The following is a 17,463-nucleotide window of genomic DNA, read 5'->3' as shown; positions in this document are numbered from 1 at the left end:
TCATGGCCAACCCGCTCAATACATTGCGTTTTCCCCTCCACGGTGAACGACTGATCGAGGCCTCTGCCGGCACCGGCAAGACCTACACCATTGCCGGTCTCTACCTGCGCCTGCTGCTGGGGCACGGCCCACTGATCGAAGAAGGCGCCGATGCCGGTCAATCCAGCGCCCACGAGCGGCCGCTCTCGGTGACCGAGATCCTGGTGGTGACCTTTACCGAGGCCGCCACCGCCGAGCTGCGGGGGCGGATCCGCGGTCGCATCCACGAGGCGCGGCTCGCCTTTATGCGGGGTGAGAGCAAGGATGACTTGCTGGCCCAGTTGCTGATCGAGGTGGAGGATCACGAGCTTGCGGCCCGCCGCCTGCTGGCCGCCGAGCGGCAGATGGACGAGGCGGCTGTCTTTACCATCCACGGCTTCTGCCAGCGGATGCTCAAACAGAATGCCTTCGAGTCGGGCGCCCTCTTTGAAACCGAATTTCTCACCGACGACAGCCAGCTCAGGCTGCAGGCGGTGAGCGACTACTGGCGAGCCGAGTTCTATCCGGTGGATAAAACCCTGGCGAGCTCGGTGCGCGCGCTCTGGCCTAGCCCTGCCGCCCTGCTGCGGGAGATGAACGGCTGGCTCGACAACAGCGAGCTGGAGATACACCCGGCCTTGGGGGATGAGACCCTCGCCGCCCGTCATCAGGCAGCCATGGCCCGTATCGAGGCGGTGAAAAATGGCTGGCTGGTGCAAGGGGACGAGATCCGCCGCCAGACAGAGGGGCAAATCAAGCTCTATACCGGCAAGAACTACGAAGGCTGGCTCGCCAAGATCGGGGACTGGGCACAGGATCCGACCAGCGGTTATACCCTGCCCAAGGATCTCGAGCGCTTCGGCCAGGAAACATTGGAGGCCAAGCTGAGCAAGGGGAAGGCGTTACCAACCCTGCCGCTGTTCAGCGAGATCGACGAACTGCTGGCGAGCCGCCCCGGTATTCGTGACCTTATCCTGCAACGGGCGGCCAAGGTGGTGCGCAGCCGGATGCAGGCGAGCAAGCGCCAGGCTCATCAGCTCTCCTTCGATGACCTGCTCAAGGATCTCGACGGGGCGCTCGGCTCCAACCTTGGCGAGCGGCTCTGCGATCGCATTCGCGCCACCTACCGGGTGGCGATGATAGATGAATTTCAGGATACCGACCCCCAGCAGTACCGCATCTTCCACCGTCTTTACGGCGGCCATCAGGATACGGCGCTCTTGATGATCGGTGACCCCAAGCAGGCCATCTACGGCTTTCGCGGCGCCGACATCTTTACCTACATCCAGGCGCGGCGAAATGTGAGTGCCCACTACACCCTGGGGCGCAACTGGCGCTCCAGCAGTGCGCTGGTGGGGGCGGTCAACGGCCTGTTCGAGCGGGCCAGGGATCCCTTTATCTACGAGGCGGATATCCCCTTCCTGCCGGTGGAGGCGCAGGGCAAGAGCAAGGCGCTGCTGCTGGGTGGCGCCACCGCTCCTGTGCTCCACTGCTGGCAGCTGACCGGCCAGCCCACCTTCAATCGGGGGGATTACCAGAGCAAGATGGCCCGCGCCACCGCCGCCGAGATCCACCGCCTGCTGACCCTGGCCCGCGAGGGCAAGGCGCAGATAGGTGACAAGGCGGTGAAGGCGGGGGACATCGCCGTGCTGGTGCGCACCGGCGCCGAGGGCAAGCTGGTGCAGCAGGAGCTGGCGCGGCTCGCCATCGCCTCCGTCTATCTGTCGAACCGCGAGAGCGTGCTGGAGCAGGTGGAGGCGCGGGAGATTTTGCTTATTCTGCACGCCTGCCAGAACCCGAGCGAAGAGCGCAGCCTGCGGGCGGCGCTGGCCACCGGGCTCTTTGATCTGGATGCCAAGGCGCTGGACGCGCTGGCCTCGGACGAGCGGGCCTGGGAGAGCGCGGTGCAGGAGTTTATGGAGTACCGCCAGATCTGGCATCGCCGCGGCGTGCTGGCCATGTTGCGGGCCCTGCTGCACAGGCGCAACCTTGCCTCCTCCCTGCTGGCGAGCCCCTACGGCGAGCGGCGGCTGACCAACTTCCTCCATCTCGGCGAGTTGCTGCAACAGGTGAGCAGCGAGCTGGATGGGGAATATGCCCTGCTGCGCTGGCTGGGGGAGGCGGTGAGCCGCCCGGGCGGCCAGGATGCGGAGCAGGTACTGCGCCTCGAATCCGAGCGCAAGCTGGTGCAGATAGTCACCATCCACAAATCCAAGGGGCTGGAGTACCCGCTGGTGTTCCTGCCCTTTATCTGCAGCCACAGAACCGCTGAGACCCCGCTCTATCACGAGGCGGATGAGGGGGGCAATCGCACCATCCTCGATCTGACCGGTGCCGACTCATCGCTCGCCGAAGCGGACAAGGAGCGCCTCGCCGAAGACTTGCGACTGCTCTACGTGGCGCTGACCCGGGGCGTCTATGCCACCTGGCTGGGGCTGGCCCCGGTGCGCTCGGGCAACGGCAAGTCGGAGAAGACAGAGCTGCACCACACCGCCATCGGCTACCTGCTGCAAAAGGGGGAAGAGGGGGACGCCGAAACCTTGGCGACCGCCCTCACCGAGCTTGCCCAGGCGCTGCCCGGTGTGGTGGTCTGTGAGCCCTCGCTCACCCGTCCGGCCCCGCTGCCGCCAGAGGAGGAGCAGCTGGGCGAGCCGCTGGTGCGCCACTTTACCGGTCGGCTGGAGCGGGACTGGTGGATCAGCTCCTACTCCGGGCTGGCGGCCCAGGGGAACGGCCACGGCAAGGGAGTCTTGGCGAACCCCGGCTTCGATGACGAGGTAGTGACCGAGGCGGCGGCAGCGCTGGCTGCCGAACAACAGGAGGAGGCGCCCCAGCCCTCCATCTTCACCTTCCCGAAAGGGGCCCGCCCCGGCACCCTGCTGCACAGCCTGTTCGAGACCATAGATTTTCAAAGCGCCGCTGGCGAGCCGCTGGCACAGCATATCGCCACCCTGCTGGCGCAGGATGGCTTCGACGAGAACTGGGCACCCGTGTTGCAACAGCAGGTGGAGGCGGTACTCGACACCCCCCTTGATACCGGCTTTGGGGAGCCGGTGCGGCTGCGGGAGCTGGCCCCCGAGCGCAAGCAGGTGGAGCTGGAGTTCTTCCTGCCCATGGGGCGGGTGACGGCACCGGCGCTCACCGCCCTCTGCCAGCAGCACGACCCCCTGTCGCGGGGCAACAAGCCGCTCGGCTTCGCCACTGTGCAGGGGATGCTCAAGGGCTTTATCGATCTGGTGTTCGAGTGGCAGGGGCGCTGGTATCTGCTCGACTACAAATCGAACCACCTCGGCATGAGCCCGGCCGATTACAGCCGTCCGGCGCTGGAGCGGGCCATGGCTGATCATCGCTACGACCTGCAATACCAGCTCTATTCCCTGGCGCTACACCGGCTGCTCATCCTGCGGTTGCCGGGCTACGACTTTGACCAGCACTTTGGCGGGATCTTCTATCTGTTCCTGCGCGGTATGCCGCAAGGGGGGGTATTCCATACCCGTCCGAGCCGTGAACTGGTGCTGGGGCTCGACAAGTTGTTTAGTAAAGGTGTGATGCCTGACGATCATCGTTTAGAAAAACCAAACAAGGCAGAGGCATGAGGGGCGAGATGAAGAGCGACGGTATGATCGAACGGCTGAAAGCCCTGGCGCTGGCGGGGCGTATCCGCCAGCTGGATCTGCAATTTGCCAAGCTGGTGGCCGATCTGGGCGGCGGCCCCGAGCTGGTGCTGGGGGCCGCGCTCGCCTGCTTCGAGCTTGGGCGCGGCCATGTCTGCCTGCCGCTTGACATGCTCGCTGCCGGATCCTTGCGCCCCTTCGGGCTGGATCCGGATCAGAGCCGGGATCTGCTGGGGGATCTCGCGGATCCTGAGAGCTGGCCCGCCCTGTTTGCGGCAAGTCCGCTGGTTGGCTCTGAACAGCATGAGGGGGAGGTCCCCCGCTGGCCGCTGCGGCTCTGGCACGGGCGCCTCTACCTCACCCGCTACCACGATTTTGAGCTGGGGGTGGCTCGCCACCTGCGTGCCTTAAGTGAACGTGCCGAATGGCCCGAGATAGCCCCGGCCCTGTCGCGCCTCTTTGCCCGCGACCATGGGTTGGTGTTCGGGGCGCTGCTCAAGGCCCGCCTCGCCCCCGACTTCTCGGCCCGCCACTTCGTCGAGAAGTATCTGGATCTGGTGTTCCCGAACGAGGTGGATTGGCCCGCCATAGAGGCGCTGCTGGCCAGCGCCCAGGCTGCGAGCGACTTGAGCAAGCTGGATGCGCTGGTGCCCGAGGCGCTCTGCTGTAACGGCCAGAAGCTGGCGGCGGCCACCGCGGCGGCGCGCCCCTTCGCGGTGATCTCCGGCGGCCCCGGCACCGGCAAGACCACCACTGTGGCCAAGCTCCTGGCCATTCTGGTGGAGACAGGCCTGCAAGCAGGCAAGGCCCCGGCGATCCGGCTGGTGGCCCCCACCGGCAAGGCGGCGGCGCGCCTGACCGAGAGTATCGGCTCCGCCCTGCAGGCGCTGGACTTGCCCCCGGAGTGGGCCCAGGCCATCCCCACAGAGGCGGGCACCTTGCACCGGCTGCTCGGGGTGATCCCGGGGCGCAGCCAGTTCCGCCACCACGCGGGCAACCCGCTGCACCTCGACTTGCTGGTGGTGGACGAGGCCTCCATGGTCGACTTGCCCATGATGGCGCGCCTGCTCGATGCGCTGCCGAGCCACGCCCGCCTGATCCTGCTCGGCGACAAGGATCAGCTCGCCTCTGTGGAGGCGGGTGCCGTGCTCGGGGATATCTGCAGCTTTATCGAACAAGGCATCAGCCCCGCGCAGGCGGATTGGCTCTCCCGCCAGACCGGCTACCGCCTGCAGGGTTCGCCTGCCGGTGCACCTGTGCGCGACAGCCTCTGTTTGCTTTCCAAGAGCTGGCGCTTCGATCAGCACTCCGGCATAGGCCAGCTGGCGCGGGCCTGCAACGACGGTGATGCCGCCGCGGTGGAATCGGTCTGGAGTGCGGGATTCAAGGACATCAGCCTGCACCCCTGGGCGGGAGAGGCCTACGAGGCCCTGATTGCCCAGGGAGTAGCCGGCTACGGCAGCTATCTGAAGGCGGCCCGCGCCGGAGAAGAGGCGTCCGCCGTGTTCAAGGCGTTCAACGGCTTCCAGATCCTCTGTGCCCTGCGGGACGGCCCCTTCGGGGTGCTGGGGCTTAACGAGCGCCTCGAACTGGCTCTGTCACGGGCCGGGCTGATCCAGCGCGACGGCGACTGGTATGCGGGCCGCCCCGTGATGGTGGTGCGCAACGACCACGGCATCGGCCTCTACAACGGCGACATGGGGCTCTGCCTGCCCGATGAAACCGGCCGCCTCAAGGTGTGGTTCGAGCAGCCGGACGGCAGCCTGCGCGCGCTCTTGCCAAGCCGATTGCCGCCCCACGAGACTGTCTACGCCATGACCATCCACAAATCCCAGGGCTCGGAGTTTGCCCATACCGTGCTGGTGCTGCCGGACAGCCCCAGCCCATTGCTGACCCGCGAGCTGGTTTATACCGGCATCACCCGCGCCAAGGCCCGCCTCGATCTCTACGGCGATCGCGCCCTGCTGGCACAGGCCGTGCGGAAAAAGACCGAGCGTTATTCCGGATTGGCGGAGAGGTTGGGATACTAACTTCAAATTTATAAGACAATAATCAATATCTGATGGAAACTGGGGGGAGTAATGGCATTAGACTTAAGTAAGACCTTGGTTGTTGGAATATCGGCAACTGCTTTATTTGACATGAGTGAATCAGATCAGATATTTCGAGAGATTTTCGACACTGATCGTGATACAGCTATTGACCGTTATCGAGAGTACATGTTGACTCATGAAAATGAGCCATTAACTCCAGGGACAGGACTTCCCTTAGTCAAGGCTTTACTTGCACTGAATACTCATCTTGAAATTGGTGAGAAAAACCCACTGGTTGAGGTGGTTGTCATGTCTAGAAATAGCCCTGACACTGGTCTCAGGGTGTTAAATACGATCCGGCATATGAAGTTGGATATTACTCGTTCTGCATTCACAGCTGGTGAGTCAGTAGCTGACTATTTGGATGCATTTGATGTCGATTTATTCTTAACAACAAATGTCAGCGATGCACAGCAAGTCATCGATTCACGGCAATGTGCTGCGGCCATTGTAAAACTTCCACCTAAAGAGGCTGCTCAGTTGCCTGAAGGCCAAGTAAGAATTGCGTTCGATGGTGATGCGGTACTGTTCTCGGATGAGAGTGAATTAGTATATAAAACTGAAGGTATGGCCGCTTTTCATGCAAGAGAGGATGCATTACAAGATGTGCCTATGGCGGATGGCCCTTATGCCAATTTGCTAAGAAAGCTAGCGGTTTTACGTAATCGCCTTCCTATGAAGGCAGAATATTCACCTCTTCGCATAGCTATAGTTACCGCTCGTAATAGCCCATCGGAGATGCGAGTAATTAAAACTTTGAGAAGTTGGGGGATTTATGTCGATGAAGCTTTTTTCCTAGGCGGAGTAGGAAAAGCAAAAGTGCTTAAAGCATTTAAGCCACATATTTTCTTCGATGATCAAGATGTACATCTTGAAGCCGCAGCGAATATCGTCCCATCAGGGAAAGTTCCATATTTAAGCAGTTCGCCATTGGGTGTTAAGTCTGTTGTCCCTGATCCTCTAGTGGGTTCGACTAGCGAAGCGTAATAGAACGCTCGCGAAATTAAACCTGCGTGGCTGATGGTTATATTCTCAGTGCCGCGTCATCCCCTCTCCCTTTGGGAGAGGGCTGGGTGAGGGAATTGGTAGGCATAATGTAGGAATAGTGTAGGGTGCAATAAGCGAAGCGCATTGCACCGCTTATTTTATTCTCATCTGCTACGGCAATAATATTGCCGCCCCTCATCCCCGACTCTTCTCCCGCAAGGGGAGAAGGGAGCAAACACGTCGTCCGATTACGCTTCGCTAATCGAACCTACGTGACTGACAATTTTTCCGTCAATCGAATCGGCATGGGGGCGATCATATCCCCGGTGCCGCTTTATCCCCTCTCCCGTTGGGAGAGGGCCAGGGTGAGGGGATCATTCATCTCGTATGTTGGGCTTCGCAGGCTCAGCACCAAACTACCGATTGCGTAGGTTGTGGCTGAGCGAAGCCCAACGTTTACCGCGAGCTCTTTTTTCCTTCCCCTCATCCCCAACCCTTCTCCTCCTTTTTAATAAACGGGAGAAGGGAGTCATGCCGTTACCGCTGTCCGATTACGCTTCGCTAATCGAACCTACGTGGCTGACTATTTTTCCGTCAATCGAATCGGCGTGGGTGGCGAGCATATCCCCGGTGCTGTTTTATCCCCTCTCCCGCTGGGAGAGGGCAGGGTGAGGGGATCATTCAGGCATTAGAGGGTCAACTCCAGCCGGTTGCCTTCGGGATCCAGAAAGGTGCTCTCGTAATAGCCGTCGCCGGTCCAGCGGGGGCCGTCCAGGTGTTTGACCTGGGCGCCCTTGAGCAGCTTGAGGCGTGCCGTCATCTGATCTACCGCCTCCACGCTGCCGAGGGAGAAGGCAAGATGGGCCAGCCCTTGCAGCGGATGCGACAGGCCGAGATCTGCCGGAAACAGGGTGGGGCTGTGCATCAGCTCCAGGCTGGCGCCCCCCTCGAAGTGCACGAAGTAGGACGAGAACTGCTTGGTCGGGTTGTGGTAGCGCTCATTGGCCTGCCCGCCAAACAGGGTGCAGTAGAATGCCTTGAGTGCCTCCAGATCCTGCGCCCAGATGGCGACGTGATGTATGTGCATGGCTTGTCTCCTGTGACTTCATGCCCTTGATGTTATGCTCTGGCCTAATCCTTCGACATGGCTGAGTCCGTCCTGATGATGTCTGAAACTGCCAACCCCGATCTCATCGATGTCTCCCCCGACTGCCGCGAGCAGATCTGCTGCGACAGCCTGCTGCCCGCCCTCGGCCAGGAGCGGGTCTGGCTGGCGGGCTATTCCTGCCTGCGCACCCGCTATCGCATCGAGCGCCGCCTGGGGGAGGTACACTGCTTCCTGCTCACCCTGGGGGGCGAGGGAGAGGTGCGGCTGGGGGATGGCTTCGTGCGGCTGCCAGTGGGGGAGTGGGCCCTGATCCCGGCGGGGGAGCCGCTCTGCTATCGGTTGCCAGAAACGCAGTTGCCAGCGCAGCAACAACCGACGGCAAAGGGTGGCTGGGATCTGGTGTGGCTGCTGCTGCACAAGGACTCCCCCTGGGATGCCTTCGCCAGCCGCCCTCGTCTGGGGTGCACCTCCCAGCAGGGGACCCTGCTGCGCACCCTGGAGAACCTCTATGCGGAGCAGGAGCGCCATCAGGACCCGCTGCTCAGCGCCCTCCTGGTGGAGCAGCTCGGTTTCTACCTGCGCCGGCTGCTGCAAAAGGGGGAGGGGCAGAGTCGCGGCGAGCGGCTGGCTCTGCGCCTCGAATTGATGCTGAAAGATTCCCTGGCCGAGTGCTGGGACATCGCCCGCATGGCCGCCGCCCTGCACCTCTCGGAGCGCCAGCTCCATCGGCTCTGTCAGCAGCACTTCGCGCTGGCCCCCATGGCGCTGCTGCAACGGCTGCGCCTGCAGCGGGCGGCGCTCCTGCTGGCGAGCCGGGGAGACTCGGTGAAGCTGCTGGCCGCCCAGTGCGGTTTCAAGAACGAATACCACTTCTCCACCGCCTTCAAGCGCCAGCACGGGCTGGCCCCGAGCCACTATCGCCAACTGCATCACCCCGCCTTCAAGGGGCGCTGAGGGCACCCCAAAAAAGAGCGGGGCCCGAGGTGTCCCCCGGGCCCCGCAAGCAGCAGTCTGTGTCAGCTGCTGGATTTGATGCTGACGAACTCGGGATAGGCATCGACGCCGCACTCGTGGACATCCACCCCCAGCATCTCTTCCTCTTCGCTGACCCTCAGGCCCATGGTGGCCTTGAGCAGGCTCCAGACGATGAGGGAGACGGCAAAGACCCAGCCGAAGATAGTGGCGGCCCCCAGCAACTGGGCGCCGAAGGTGGCGCTCGCGTTGGAGAAGGGCACCACCATCAGGCCGAACAGGCCGCAGACCCCGTGTACCGAGATGGCGCCGACCGGGTCATCTATTTTCAGGCGATCGAAGGCGACTATGGCGTAGACCACCAGGGCTCCGGCCAGGGCGCCGATCAGGCTGGCGAACAGCGGGCTGGGGGAGGCCGGATCGGCTGTGATGGCGACCAGACCGCCGAGGGCACCGTTGAGGATCATGGTGAGATCCGCCTTGCCCCAGGTGAGCTTGCTGACCAGCAGGGCGCCGACCACACCGGCGGCCGCGGCGGCATTGGTGTTGACGAAGACGGTGCCGATGGCGGTGGCGTCAGCGGCGCTGGAGAGCGCCAGCTGGGAGCCGCCATTGAAGCCGAACCAGCCCATCCAGAGGATCAGGGTGCCCAGGGTCGCGAGCGGCAGGTTGGAGCCGGGGATGGGATGGATCTCCCCTTGCTTGCCATATTTGCCACGACGGGGGCCGAGCAGCAGTACGGCGGCCAGGGCCGCGGCGGCGCCCGCCATGTGGACTATGCCGGAGCCCGCGAAGTCGGAGAAGCCCGCCTCTTTCAGGAAGCCACCGCCCCAGCTCCAGTAGCCCTCTATGGGGTAGATGAAGCCGGTCATCACCACGCAGAACAGCAGGAAGGACCAGAGCTTCATCCGCTCGGCCACCGCCCCCGAGATGATGGAGGTGGCGGTCGCCACGAACACCACCTGGAAGAAGAAGTCGGCGTGCAGTGAGTGGCCCGCATCCTCGGCCTGGCTGCCCATCAGGCTGCCAAAGCTCGGCAGCCAGCCGCCGGCGCCGTTGTCCACGTACATGATGTTGTAGCCGACCAGCAGGTACATGACGCAGGCAATGGCGTAGAGCAGGATGTTCTTGGTCAGGATCTCTGTGGTGTTCTTGGCGCGGACCAGGCCCGCCTCCAGCATGGCGAACCCGGCGGCCATCCACATGACCAGCACGCCGGAGATCAGCAGGTAGAAGGTATCGAGCGCATAGCGCAGCTCGCTGACGGATGTGATCAACTCTTCCATGTCGTGTTCCTCGGTTCCAGTCGTATCAAAGGGCGTCTGCGTCTGTCTCGCCGGTGCGGATGCGCACGGCGGCCAGCAGGTCGCAGACGAAGATCTTGCCGTCACCTATCTTGCCGGTGTGGGCGGCCTGGCTGATGGCTTCGATGATGGGCTCGACGCTGTCGGCCTGGGTGGCGATCTCCAGCTTCACCTTGGGCAGGAAATCCACCTGGTATTCGGCGCCCCGATAGAGCTCGGTGTGCCCCTTCTGGCGGCCAAACCCCTTGACCTCGGAGACCGTCAGCCCCTCTACGCCGAGGGTGGCGAGGGCTTCGCGAACGTCATCGAGTTTGAACGGCTTGATGATGGCAGTGATTAACTTCATGCAATGTCCCCAATCCTTGGTGGTTCATTCAGACAAAGGCAAATATTACGCCAAGAATTTTTCTCTATTTATTCAATGATTTATTTCATCGCTGCCCGAGGGAGTGACGAGAGGTGCCCCATTTGGGCAGAGCTGCGCCAAGGGGGTGCACCACCCTGGTGCAAGGGGAGGCGAAGACAAAAGAGGGAAGCCGTGACGGCGCTCAAAACCGGCGGCAGGCCCTGCTGCTACTGTTATTCAGGGGAGCCTGGGGGCGGCCGATAACCTTGTCATGACAGGGATTGCAGGCAGGCAGTCGTCATCGGGTAGCCCGGCAGGCGGCCGCATTTTTCAATGATGTTCAACCGCCGGACTCGAGTCACCCGCAGTGGCGCGGGGGAGCAGAACAAGGATGGTTTCCATGCTGCAGGACAATGACACTATCAGGATCCAGGATCTCAATGAGGCCGCGGTACACGGCATTCTGGAGGTCATCAGCGACGGGATCTGGGACTGGAATGCCAACACCGGCTTCGTCTATCGCAATCCGGGCTGGTATCAGATGCTGGGCTATGAGCCGCACACCCTCGACAACACGGTATTCACCTGGGAAAACCTGATCCACCCGGACGATCTGGCGCGGGTGATGGCCCGCTTCGATGCCTATCTGAGCGGCCAGTCTACAGACTACAGGGCCGAGTACCGCTGTCGCTGCCGCAACGGGGACTTCATCTGGATAGAGGATTGTGGCCGCATCATAGCGCGCAACCCGGATGGCTCCGTGGCCAGAATGATAGGGGCGCACCGGGACATTCATGCCCAGCGGGAGCTCTACGCCCGGCTGGAGCTGCACAATCGCTCCCTGGAGCAGCAGGTGGCGGAGCGCACCGCCGAGCTGGAGCGGCTCAACCTGGCGCTCCAGCATCAGGTGGAGGAGAACCGCCGCCTGGCGGAGACGGACTCCCTGACCGGGGCCGCCAGTCGCTATCGGCTGGAGCAGGCCGTCCGGCTGGAGTATGAGCGCGCCCGGCGCTTCAAGGAGCCCTTCGCCGTGATCGCCATGGACGTGGACGACTTCAAGCAGATCAACGATCGCCACGGCCACGGGGTGGGGGATCAGACCCTGATCGACATAGTGCGCCTGACCCGCGGCTCCATCCGCGAGATCGATCTGCTGGCCCGCTGGGGGGGCGACGAATTCATGCTGGTGCTGCCCAACACCCGCTTGGCGGAGGCCCATGTGGTGGCCGAAAAGCTGCGACAGCGACTGGGCTATGCCAGGGTCAAGGGGGTGGAGCCCATCACCCTGAGTTTCGGTCTGGTGGAGTCCATGCCGGATGAACCCCTGAACCAGTTGATGGCGAGGGTGGACAGGGCGCTCTACCGGGCCAAGCTGGCGGGCAAGGATCAGCTCTCTGGTTAGGGGGTAGCTATCCGTCCCCGGCCGCCCTGTCCAGCCGATAGTCCCTCTTCCCCCCCGAATGCGGCTTGACCTTGGGATCATCTTGACTCCAATCGAGCTCACTGGTCTGATGCGCGCTCTTTCATTCCTGTGAGATGTATCTTAATGAAAAAGTGCCTTCTGATTGCCCTGACCGCCCTGCCCCTGGTTGCCCACGCCGGCCTGATGGACTCCCTGACCGACTCCGTGACCAGCAGCGTCACCAGCACCGCCAAAGAGATGGCCGGTACTGCCGTGGACAGCGCCTCCAACGAAGCGATCAAAACGGCCCTGGATATCAAGGAAGGCGGCTCCAACAAGCAGGCCATCAAGGACAAGCTGGGCGCCCCGGCCAGCACCAAGACCGAAGCCGGTCTGGAAGTGTGGACCTATGACCTGAGCGCTTTGAACAAGGTATCTCCCATGCTGGCAGAGACCTCCAAGACCCTGTTCAAGGATACCGAAGCCGCTCAGAAGAGCGTCGTCATCAAGTTTGAAGGCGAAACCGTCAAGACCCTGAACCTGGCCGACAAAGCCAAGGCCTGAGTCTGAACGACGTGCATGAAAAAGGGGCCCGCGGGCCCCTTTTTGCTGGCTGGCATTCGCCATCACACCTTGAAGCGGCGCACCAGGGCCAGCAGCTGGCGGTTGGAGCCGAGCAGTGACGCCGCGCTCTGCTCGGTCTGGCTGCCGTTTTGCACCAGCAGGTTCAGCATGTCGCGAATGCTCACCATGTTGCGGTTGATCTCCTCGGTCACCCGGCTCTGCTCCTCGGCGGCGGTGGCGATCTGGCTGCTGAGATCGTGGATCTGCACCACAGAGTCGGCCATGCTGTCGAGCCCGCCGGTGACCTGACCCGTGGTGTCGGCTGCGGCCTGGCAGCTGCGCTTGGTCTGCTCCATGGCGACCACGGCCTCGGCCACCCCCTGGGTGAGGCGCGACAGCATGCTGCCCACCTCGGCTGTGCTGTTCTGGGTGCGGGCCGCCAGGGCGCGCACCTCGTCGGCCACCACGGCGAAGCCACGCCCCTGCTCCCCGGCCCGGGCCGCCTCGATGGCGGCGTTGAGTGCCAGCAGGTTGGTCTGGGCGGCGATGCCGCCTATCACCCCGAGCACGCTGCCGATCTGCTTGGCATCCTCCTGCATCTCCAGCACCTTGGCGGCGGCGAGATCCACCTCATCGATCAGGGCCACCACGCTGGCGGAGGCCGAGCCCACCACCTTGCGTGAATTGGCGGCCTGGCCATTGGCGGCCTCGGTGAAGCTTGCCGAGTCGCTGGCGTGCTGGGCCACGCTGTCGGCGGTGGAGCTGAGCTCGGTGAGGGCGGTGACCACCTGATCCGTCTCGCTGGCGTGTTCCCCCAGGATCCGTCTGGCCTGACCTGTCTGCTGATCGAGCTGTGCCAGCTCCCGGGTGATGAGGTCGGTGGCGTCCGTCACCTGCACCATCATCTGCTGCAGGTAGGCGATGAAGCGGTTCACCGACAGGGCTATGTTGTCCAGCTCGTCATGACCCTTCACCTGGATACGGGCCGTCAGGTCCGCATCGCCGGCGCTGAGGGCATCTATGTTGAGCTTGAGGGTCTGCAACCGGCTGCCGAGCTGGCTGATGGCCAGCACCATGAGCACGAACAGCAGTCCCACCAGGGGCAGCTGGATCGCGGCCAATGTGGCGAGCACGTCCCGGCTGTCCTGGGTCAGGATGCGGGTCGGCAGGGCGGTGGCGAGCAGCCAGGGGGTACCTTCTATGGCCTCCATCAGCAGGGTCTGCTCCTCTCCCTGATCCTGGAAGCTGGTGCGCAGCAAGCCCTTGCTCGGGTCCTGGCCGAGCAGGCCGGCGATGGCTCCGGCGAAGGGGTAGTCGGCATGGGCGGAGAGGTTGCCGAGCACAACATCGCCGCCGAGGCGGGCGTTCTTGCTCAGGATCTTGCCGTCAGCCTCGACTATCATCACCTGGCCGCCGATCTCCTGCTCCTTCCTGGCCACCAGCTCGTTGAAGAACCCCAGAGTCACGTCTATGGTCGACACCCCGTAGAGGGCGCCGTCCCGGTAGATCCCCATGGCGCAGTTGGTTCTCGGCTGCTGGCTGGCGCCATCCTTGTAGGCGGCGGCCCAGACGCACATGCCGCGGGGGGCCTGCTGACCCGCCTTGTGCCAGGGTTGCTCGAAGTAGTTCGGCGCCTCGGCCGAGTTCCAGTAGGTGTTGGGAATGAGGGCGTTGGCCGCGTCCCTGTGATAGAAGGTGCTGAACTTGGCGCGGCCCGCCTCGCGTTTATCCGGCAGGGGCCAGATGCCGCCACCGAAGACCATGGCGTTGCCGTATTGATCGATGAGGGCGGGCAGCAGGGCGTCTATCTGCTCGCTCGGCAGCTGGGCCACCAGCTGGGTGATGCTGCGGGACTGGCTCTGCACCCCGTTGAGCTGGTCGCGGATGTCGGTGGCTATCTCGCTGACCCGCAGCGCCACATTCTGCTCACCGGCCTTCTGCAGCGCCGGCTTGATCCAGAGCTGGATGCCGATCACCGTCAGGGCGCACACCAGCGCCATGAACCCCAGGAAGACGGCGGTATAACGCCCCTTGATTGTGCCCAGATTCCATCCCATAACGACTCCTGTCCACTGTGGCCGGGGCCTTGCCCGATCCTGTTATTTGAGCCGCCATTATTAGCTATTTCGAAAATAAAACGTTTGTTATCGCTCACATATCCCGGTGCAGGGAGGCAGAAAAGTGGCGCCATGCGGCGTCAGTCGCAGGGCAGGGCAGTTGAGCGGACACGAAAAAACAGGGTGGCCATGGCCACCCTGTCGTTATCTTGCTTAGTCGCGTCGATCTACTGGTTTGCCTCGGCAAACGGCTTCATGACCTCGACTTACTGGTTTGCTTCTGCGAACTGCTTCATCACCTCTGCGTGCTTGATCATGCCGTCGGCACGCAGGCCGAGGTTTTTCACGAACTCGGCCTTCTTGGCCGGATCTTCAATCTTGTCGTAGCGCTGTTGCAGGTGAGCCTGGATCTGCTCCGGGGTCATGTTCTTCATGCGGGCCATCTTGTCGTGACGACCGCCGTGGTGCTTGCCGCCCATCATGCCGGAACCGTCCATGGGGCAACCGGCCGCCGTGGCCTGGGTCGGCTGGGCAGTGGAGACAGCCTCGCTGGCGGCATAGGCACCGAGCGGCAGGCCGAGGATCAGGGTAGCGGTCAGCAGGGTCTTGGTCAGCTTTTTCATGGGTAACTCCTGTCGGATGAATACGGGTAGAGGCTGTTTCGCCTTGGTATCCAGTAAACACCGTGGAAGTGTCTGAATTTTGCCAGTTGAAGCCTATTTTGTAGCAGAGTGTGGCATCTTGGCGCTCTGGCACACTTTGACACAACCCGCCCGATTGATTCTCGTATAATCGCCCCAGCTCGATAACGGAGAGACAATGATGAACCAAGGCAGCCCTCATATTCTGGTGGTCGACGATCACAGCGAGATCCGCGATCTGCTCAAGCGCTTTCTGGAACAACACGGCATGCGCGTCAGCTGTGCCCGGGATGGCAAGGAGATGAAGCGGCTGCTGGACGAGCGGGAGTTCGATCTGCTGGTGCTGGATCTGATGATGCCGGGGGAAGATGGCCTGACTCTGTGCCGCGAGCTCAGGGTGAAGTCCCGTCTGCCCATCATCATGCTCACCGCCATGGGGGAGGAGACGGACCGCATCATCGGCCTGGAGATGGGGGCCGATGACTACCTCGCCAAGCCGTTCAACCCCCGCGAGCTGCTGGCCCGCATCAAGGCGGTGATGCGCCGCACCCAGGCGGAGATCCAGCCCGTCCCCGAGGCCCTGACCCGGGATCTGCGCTTCGATCGCTGGCTGCTCGACATCAATCGCCGCGAGCTGGTGGACGAGGAGGGGGTGGGGATGAGCCTCTCCACCGCCGAGTTCGATCTGCTCAAGGTGTTTCTGGAGCGGCCCCAGCGGGTGCTGAGCCGGGATCAGCTGCTGGATCTGGCCCGTGGCCGGGAGGCGGTCGCCTTCGATCGCGCCATAGATACGCTAGTGAGCCGGCTGCGCCGCAAGCTGGAGCGGGATCCCAAGAATCCCGAGCTCATCAAGACCATCTGGGGCGGCGGTTACCTGTTCGCCGCCGACGTGACCCAGGAGTGAGGCCGGCATGATCAAGGGCTTCTTCGCCAGGCTGCTGCCCAAGGGGCTGACCGGCCAGATAGTGCTGGTGGCCCTGGCGGGACTGGTGTTGATCCAGCTGCTCAGCATCCAGATCTACCGCTCGGATCGGGAGGAGGCGCTCGGCTACGTCAACAGCCGCAACGCCATGCAGCGGATCATCTCTGTGGTGCGGCTGCTCTCCCTCTCCCCCCCCTCCCTCTATCACGAGATCCTCAAGGCGAGCCGCAGCGAGACCCTGCTGCTGCGCCTGGCCGACGAGCCGCTGCAACCGGACAACCGCAGCCCCCGCTTCGAGAAGCTGGTGCGGGCCAAGCTCGGGTATCCGTCGTCCCTGTCGGTGGAGATCAGCGCCGAGCTGAAGCAGGACATACAGCGCAGCCGGGCCTGGCAGCACCACAACCGCATGATGAAGGATCGCAACGGCATGCCACCGCCCCAGGACATGCGGCTCTATGGATCCATCCAGCTGCCCAACGGGGGCTGGTTGCAGTTCAGCTCCCTGGTGGATAAGGAGGCGGTGAGCTGGTCCTGGCAGACCACCCTCAACCTGCTGCTGGTGGCGAGCCTGGTGATAGGCCTGATGATCTGGCTGTTCCGCCGGGCGACCCTGCCCCTCAAGCAGCTGGCCGCCAACGCTGACAGGCTGGGGCGCGGGGAGGACATAGAGCCCCTGCGCGAGGAGGGGCCCACCGAGATCCGCGAGTCCATCCAGGCCTTCAACCGCATGCACACCCGGCTCGATCGCTTCGTGCAGGACAGGACCCGGATGCTGGCCGCCATCTCCCATGACCTGCGCACCCCCATCACCAGCCTGCGGCTGCGCAGCGAGTTTCTGGCAGACGGCGAGGACAAGGAGCGATTCCAGCAGACCCTGCAACAGATGGAGCAGATGCTGGCGGCGACCCTGAGCTTCGCCCGGGAGGAGGGGCAGCAGGAGGCGACCCGGGAGCTGGATCTGGTCAGCCTGCTGGAGAGCCTGTGCGATGACTATGCGGATACCGGTCAACCCGTCATCTGCCTGGCACAGGGCAAGCAGGTCTACGCCTGCCGCGCCAATACCCTGCGCCGGGTGCTGCAAAACCTCATCGGCAACGCCATCAAGTACGCGGGCGGGGCCGAGGTGTCGCTGGAGCGAACCGAATCCGAGCTGCTGATCCTGGTCTGCGATCGGGGGCCAGGCATAGCCGAGGGCCAGCTGGAGGAGGTGTTCAAACCCTTCGTGCGTCTCGACGAGGCCCGCAATACCGAGTCGGGCAGCGTGGGGCTGGGGCTCGCCATCGCCCGTACCCTGGTGCATCAGCACGGCGGCGAGCTGACCCTGCACAACCGTGCCGAGGGCGGCCTGGAGGCCAGGATCAGTCTGCCGCGCTGACAGTTCCCCCTCCCGTCGCCCATGAAAAGGCCCGCACTCGGCGGGCCTTTTGCGTCTCTC

At 63.1% G+C, this 17,463-nt stretch carries 13 protein-coding genes; 8 read left to right on the top strand and 5 right to left on the bottom strand.

The features are described 5' to 3' along the window. Window positions 1-2: 2 nt before the first annotated feature. From recB to Aeroheme_RS18940, 3 genes are read left to right on the top strand one after another with little or no spacing between them, the layout of a single operon-like run. A complete protein-coding gene (recB, locus tag Aeroheme_RS18950; RefSeq protein WP_411167264.1) occupies window positions 3-3,614 on the top strand; it encodes an exodeoxyribonuclease V subunit beta in 3,612 nt (1,203 codons plus the stop codon). An 8-nt stretch (window positions 3,615-3,622) separates the two neighbouring features. Continuing rightward, window positions 3,623-5,662, top strand: coding sequence for an exodeoxyribonuclease V subunit alpha (gene recD, locus Aeroheme_RS18945; RefSeq protein WP_411166371.1), 2,040 nt, complete (start codon window positions 3,623-3,625; stop codon window positions 5,660-5,662). 51 nt (window positions 5,663-5,713) lie between these two features. After that, the gene (locus Aeroheme_RS18940) at window positions 5,714-6,712 is read left to right on the top strand and encodes a 5'-nucleotidase (RefSeq protein WP_408866373.1); all 999 of its coding nucleotides are present in this window, start codon (window positions 5,714-5,716) and stop codon (window positions 6,710-6,712) included. A gap of 688 nt (window positions 6,713-7,400) precedes the next feature. Here Aeroheme_RS18940 and Aeroheme_RS18935 read toward each other — a convergent pair. After that, window positions 7,401-7,799 (bottom strand): VOC family protein, encoded by a 399-nt coding sequence (locus Aeroheme_RS18935; protein ID WP_411166370.1) that lies wholly within the window; start codon window positions 7,797-7,799, stop codon window positions 7,401-7,403. Between the two features lie 75 nt (window positions 7,800-7,874). On the opposite strand from Aeroheme_RS18935, the gene Aeroheme_RS18930 reads away from it, so the two are divergent. Beyond that, window positions 7,875-8,774: a helix-turn-helix transcriptional regulator gene (locus Aeroheme_RS18930; protein WP_411166369.1), complete on the top strand. Its 900-nt coding sequence runs from the start codon at window positions 7,875-7,877 to the stop codon at window positions 8,772-8,774. Window positions 8,775-8,836: 62 nt separating this feature from the next. Here the strand turns inward: Aeroheme_RS18930 and Aeroheme_RS18925 are convergent, their stop codons facing one another. Together Aeroheme_RS18925 and glnK are read right to left on the bottom strand one after the other, a co-directional pair. Next, window positions 8,837-10,078 carry an ammonium transporter gene (locus tag Aeroheme_RS18925; RefSeq protein ID WP_234691500.1) on the bottom strand — a complete coding sequence of 414 codons (1,242 nt, stop codon included), beginning with the start codon at window positions 10,076-10,078 and terminating at the stop codon, window positions 8,837-8,839. A 25-nt stretch (window positions 10,079-10,103) separates the two neighbouring features. Continuing rightward, window positions 10,104-10,442, bottom strand: a complete 339-nt coding sequence (glnK, locus tag Aeroheme_RS18920) for a P-II family nitrogen regulator (protein ID WP_411166368.1) — start codon at window positions 10,440-10,442, stop codon at window positions 10,104-10,106. Window positions 10,443-10,842: 400 nt separating this feature from the next. Between glnK and Aeroheme_RS18915 the strand changes: the two genes are divergently transcribed. Both Aeroheme_RS18915 and Aeroheme_RS18910 read left to right on the top strand, forming a co-directional pair. After that, window positions 10,843-11,844 carry a sensor domain-containing diguanylate cyclase gene (locus tag Aeroheme_RS18915; RefSeq protein WP_163135519.1) on the top strand — a complete coding sequence of 334 codons (1,002 nt, stop codon included), beginning with the start codon at window positions 10,843-10,845 and terminating at the stop codon, window positions 11,842-11,844. 144 nt (window positions 11,845-11,988) lie between these two features. Further along, window positions 11,989-12,408, top strand: a complete 420-nt coding sequence (locus Aeroheme_RS18910) for a hypothetical protein (RefSeq protein ID WP_106885607.1) — start codon at window positions 11,989-11,991, stop codon at window positions 12,406-12,408. A 62-nt stretch (window positions 12,409-12,470) separates the two neighbouring features. On the opposite strand, the gene Aeroheme_RS18905 is transcribed toward Aeroheme_RS18910, so the two are convergent. Both Aeroheme_RS18905 and Aeroheme_RS18900 read right to left on the bottom strand, forming a co-directional pair. Beyond that, entirely contained in the window at window positions 12,471-14,465 is a 1,995-nt protein-coding gene (locus Aeroheme_RS18905; RefSeq protein WP_411166367.1) for a methyl-accepting chemotaxis protein, read from the bottom strand. Between the two features lie 266 nt (window positions 14,466-14,731). Continuing rightward, entirely contained in the window at window positions 14,732-15,088 is a 357-nt protein-coding gene (locus Aeroheme_RS18900; protein ID WP_106885609.1) for a hypothetical protein, read from the bottom strand. A 199-nt stretch (window positions 15,089-15,287) separates the two neighbouring features. Between Aeroheme_RS18900 and Aeroheme_RS18895 the strand changes: the two genes are divergently transcribed. Continuing rightward, window positions 15,288-16,010, top strand: a complete 723-nt coding sequence (locus tag Aeroheme_RS18895) for a response regulator (protein ID WP_025328561.1) — start codon at window positions 15,288-15,290, stop codon at window positions 16,008-16,010. 7 nt (window positions 16,011-16,017) lie between these two features. Next, the gene (locus Aeroheme_RS18890; RefSeq protein WP_041204391.1) at window positions 16,018-17,403 is read left to right on the top strand and encodes an ATP-binding protein; all 1,386 of its coding nucleotides are present in this window, start codon (window positions 16,018-16,020) and stop codon (window positions 17,401-17,403) included. Window positions 17,404-17,463: the final 60 nt, after the last annotated feature.

It is taken from the genome of Aeromonas sp. DSM 116730 (assembly GCF_046581335.1).
Taxonomy (GTDB): Bacteria; Pseudomonadota; Gammaproteobacteria; order Enterobacterales; family Aeromonadaceae; genus Aeromonas; species Aeromonas rivipollensis.
The sequence above is the reverse complement of the archived record's forward strand: the minus strand, read 5'-3'. Positions and strand labels throughout refer to the sequence as shown.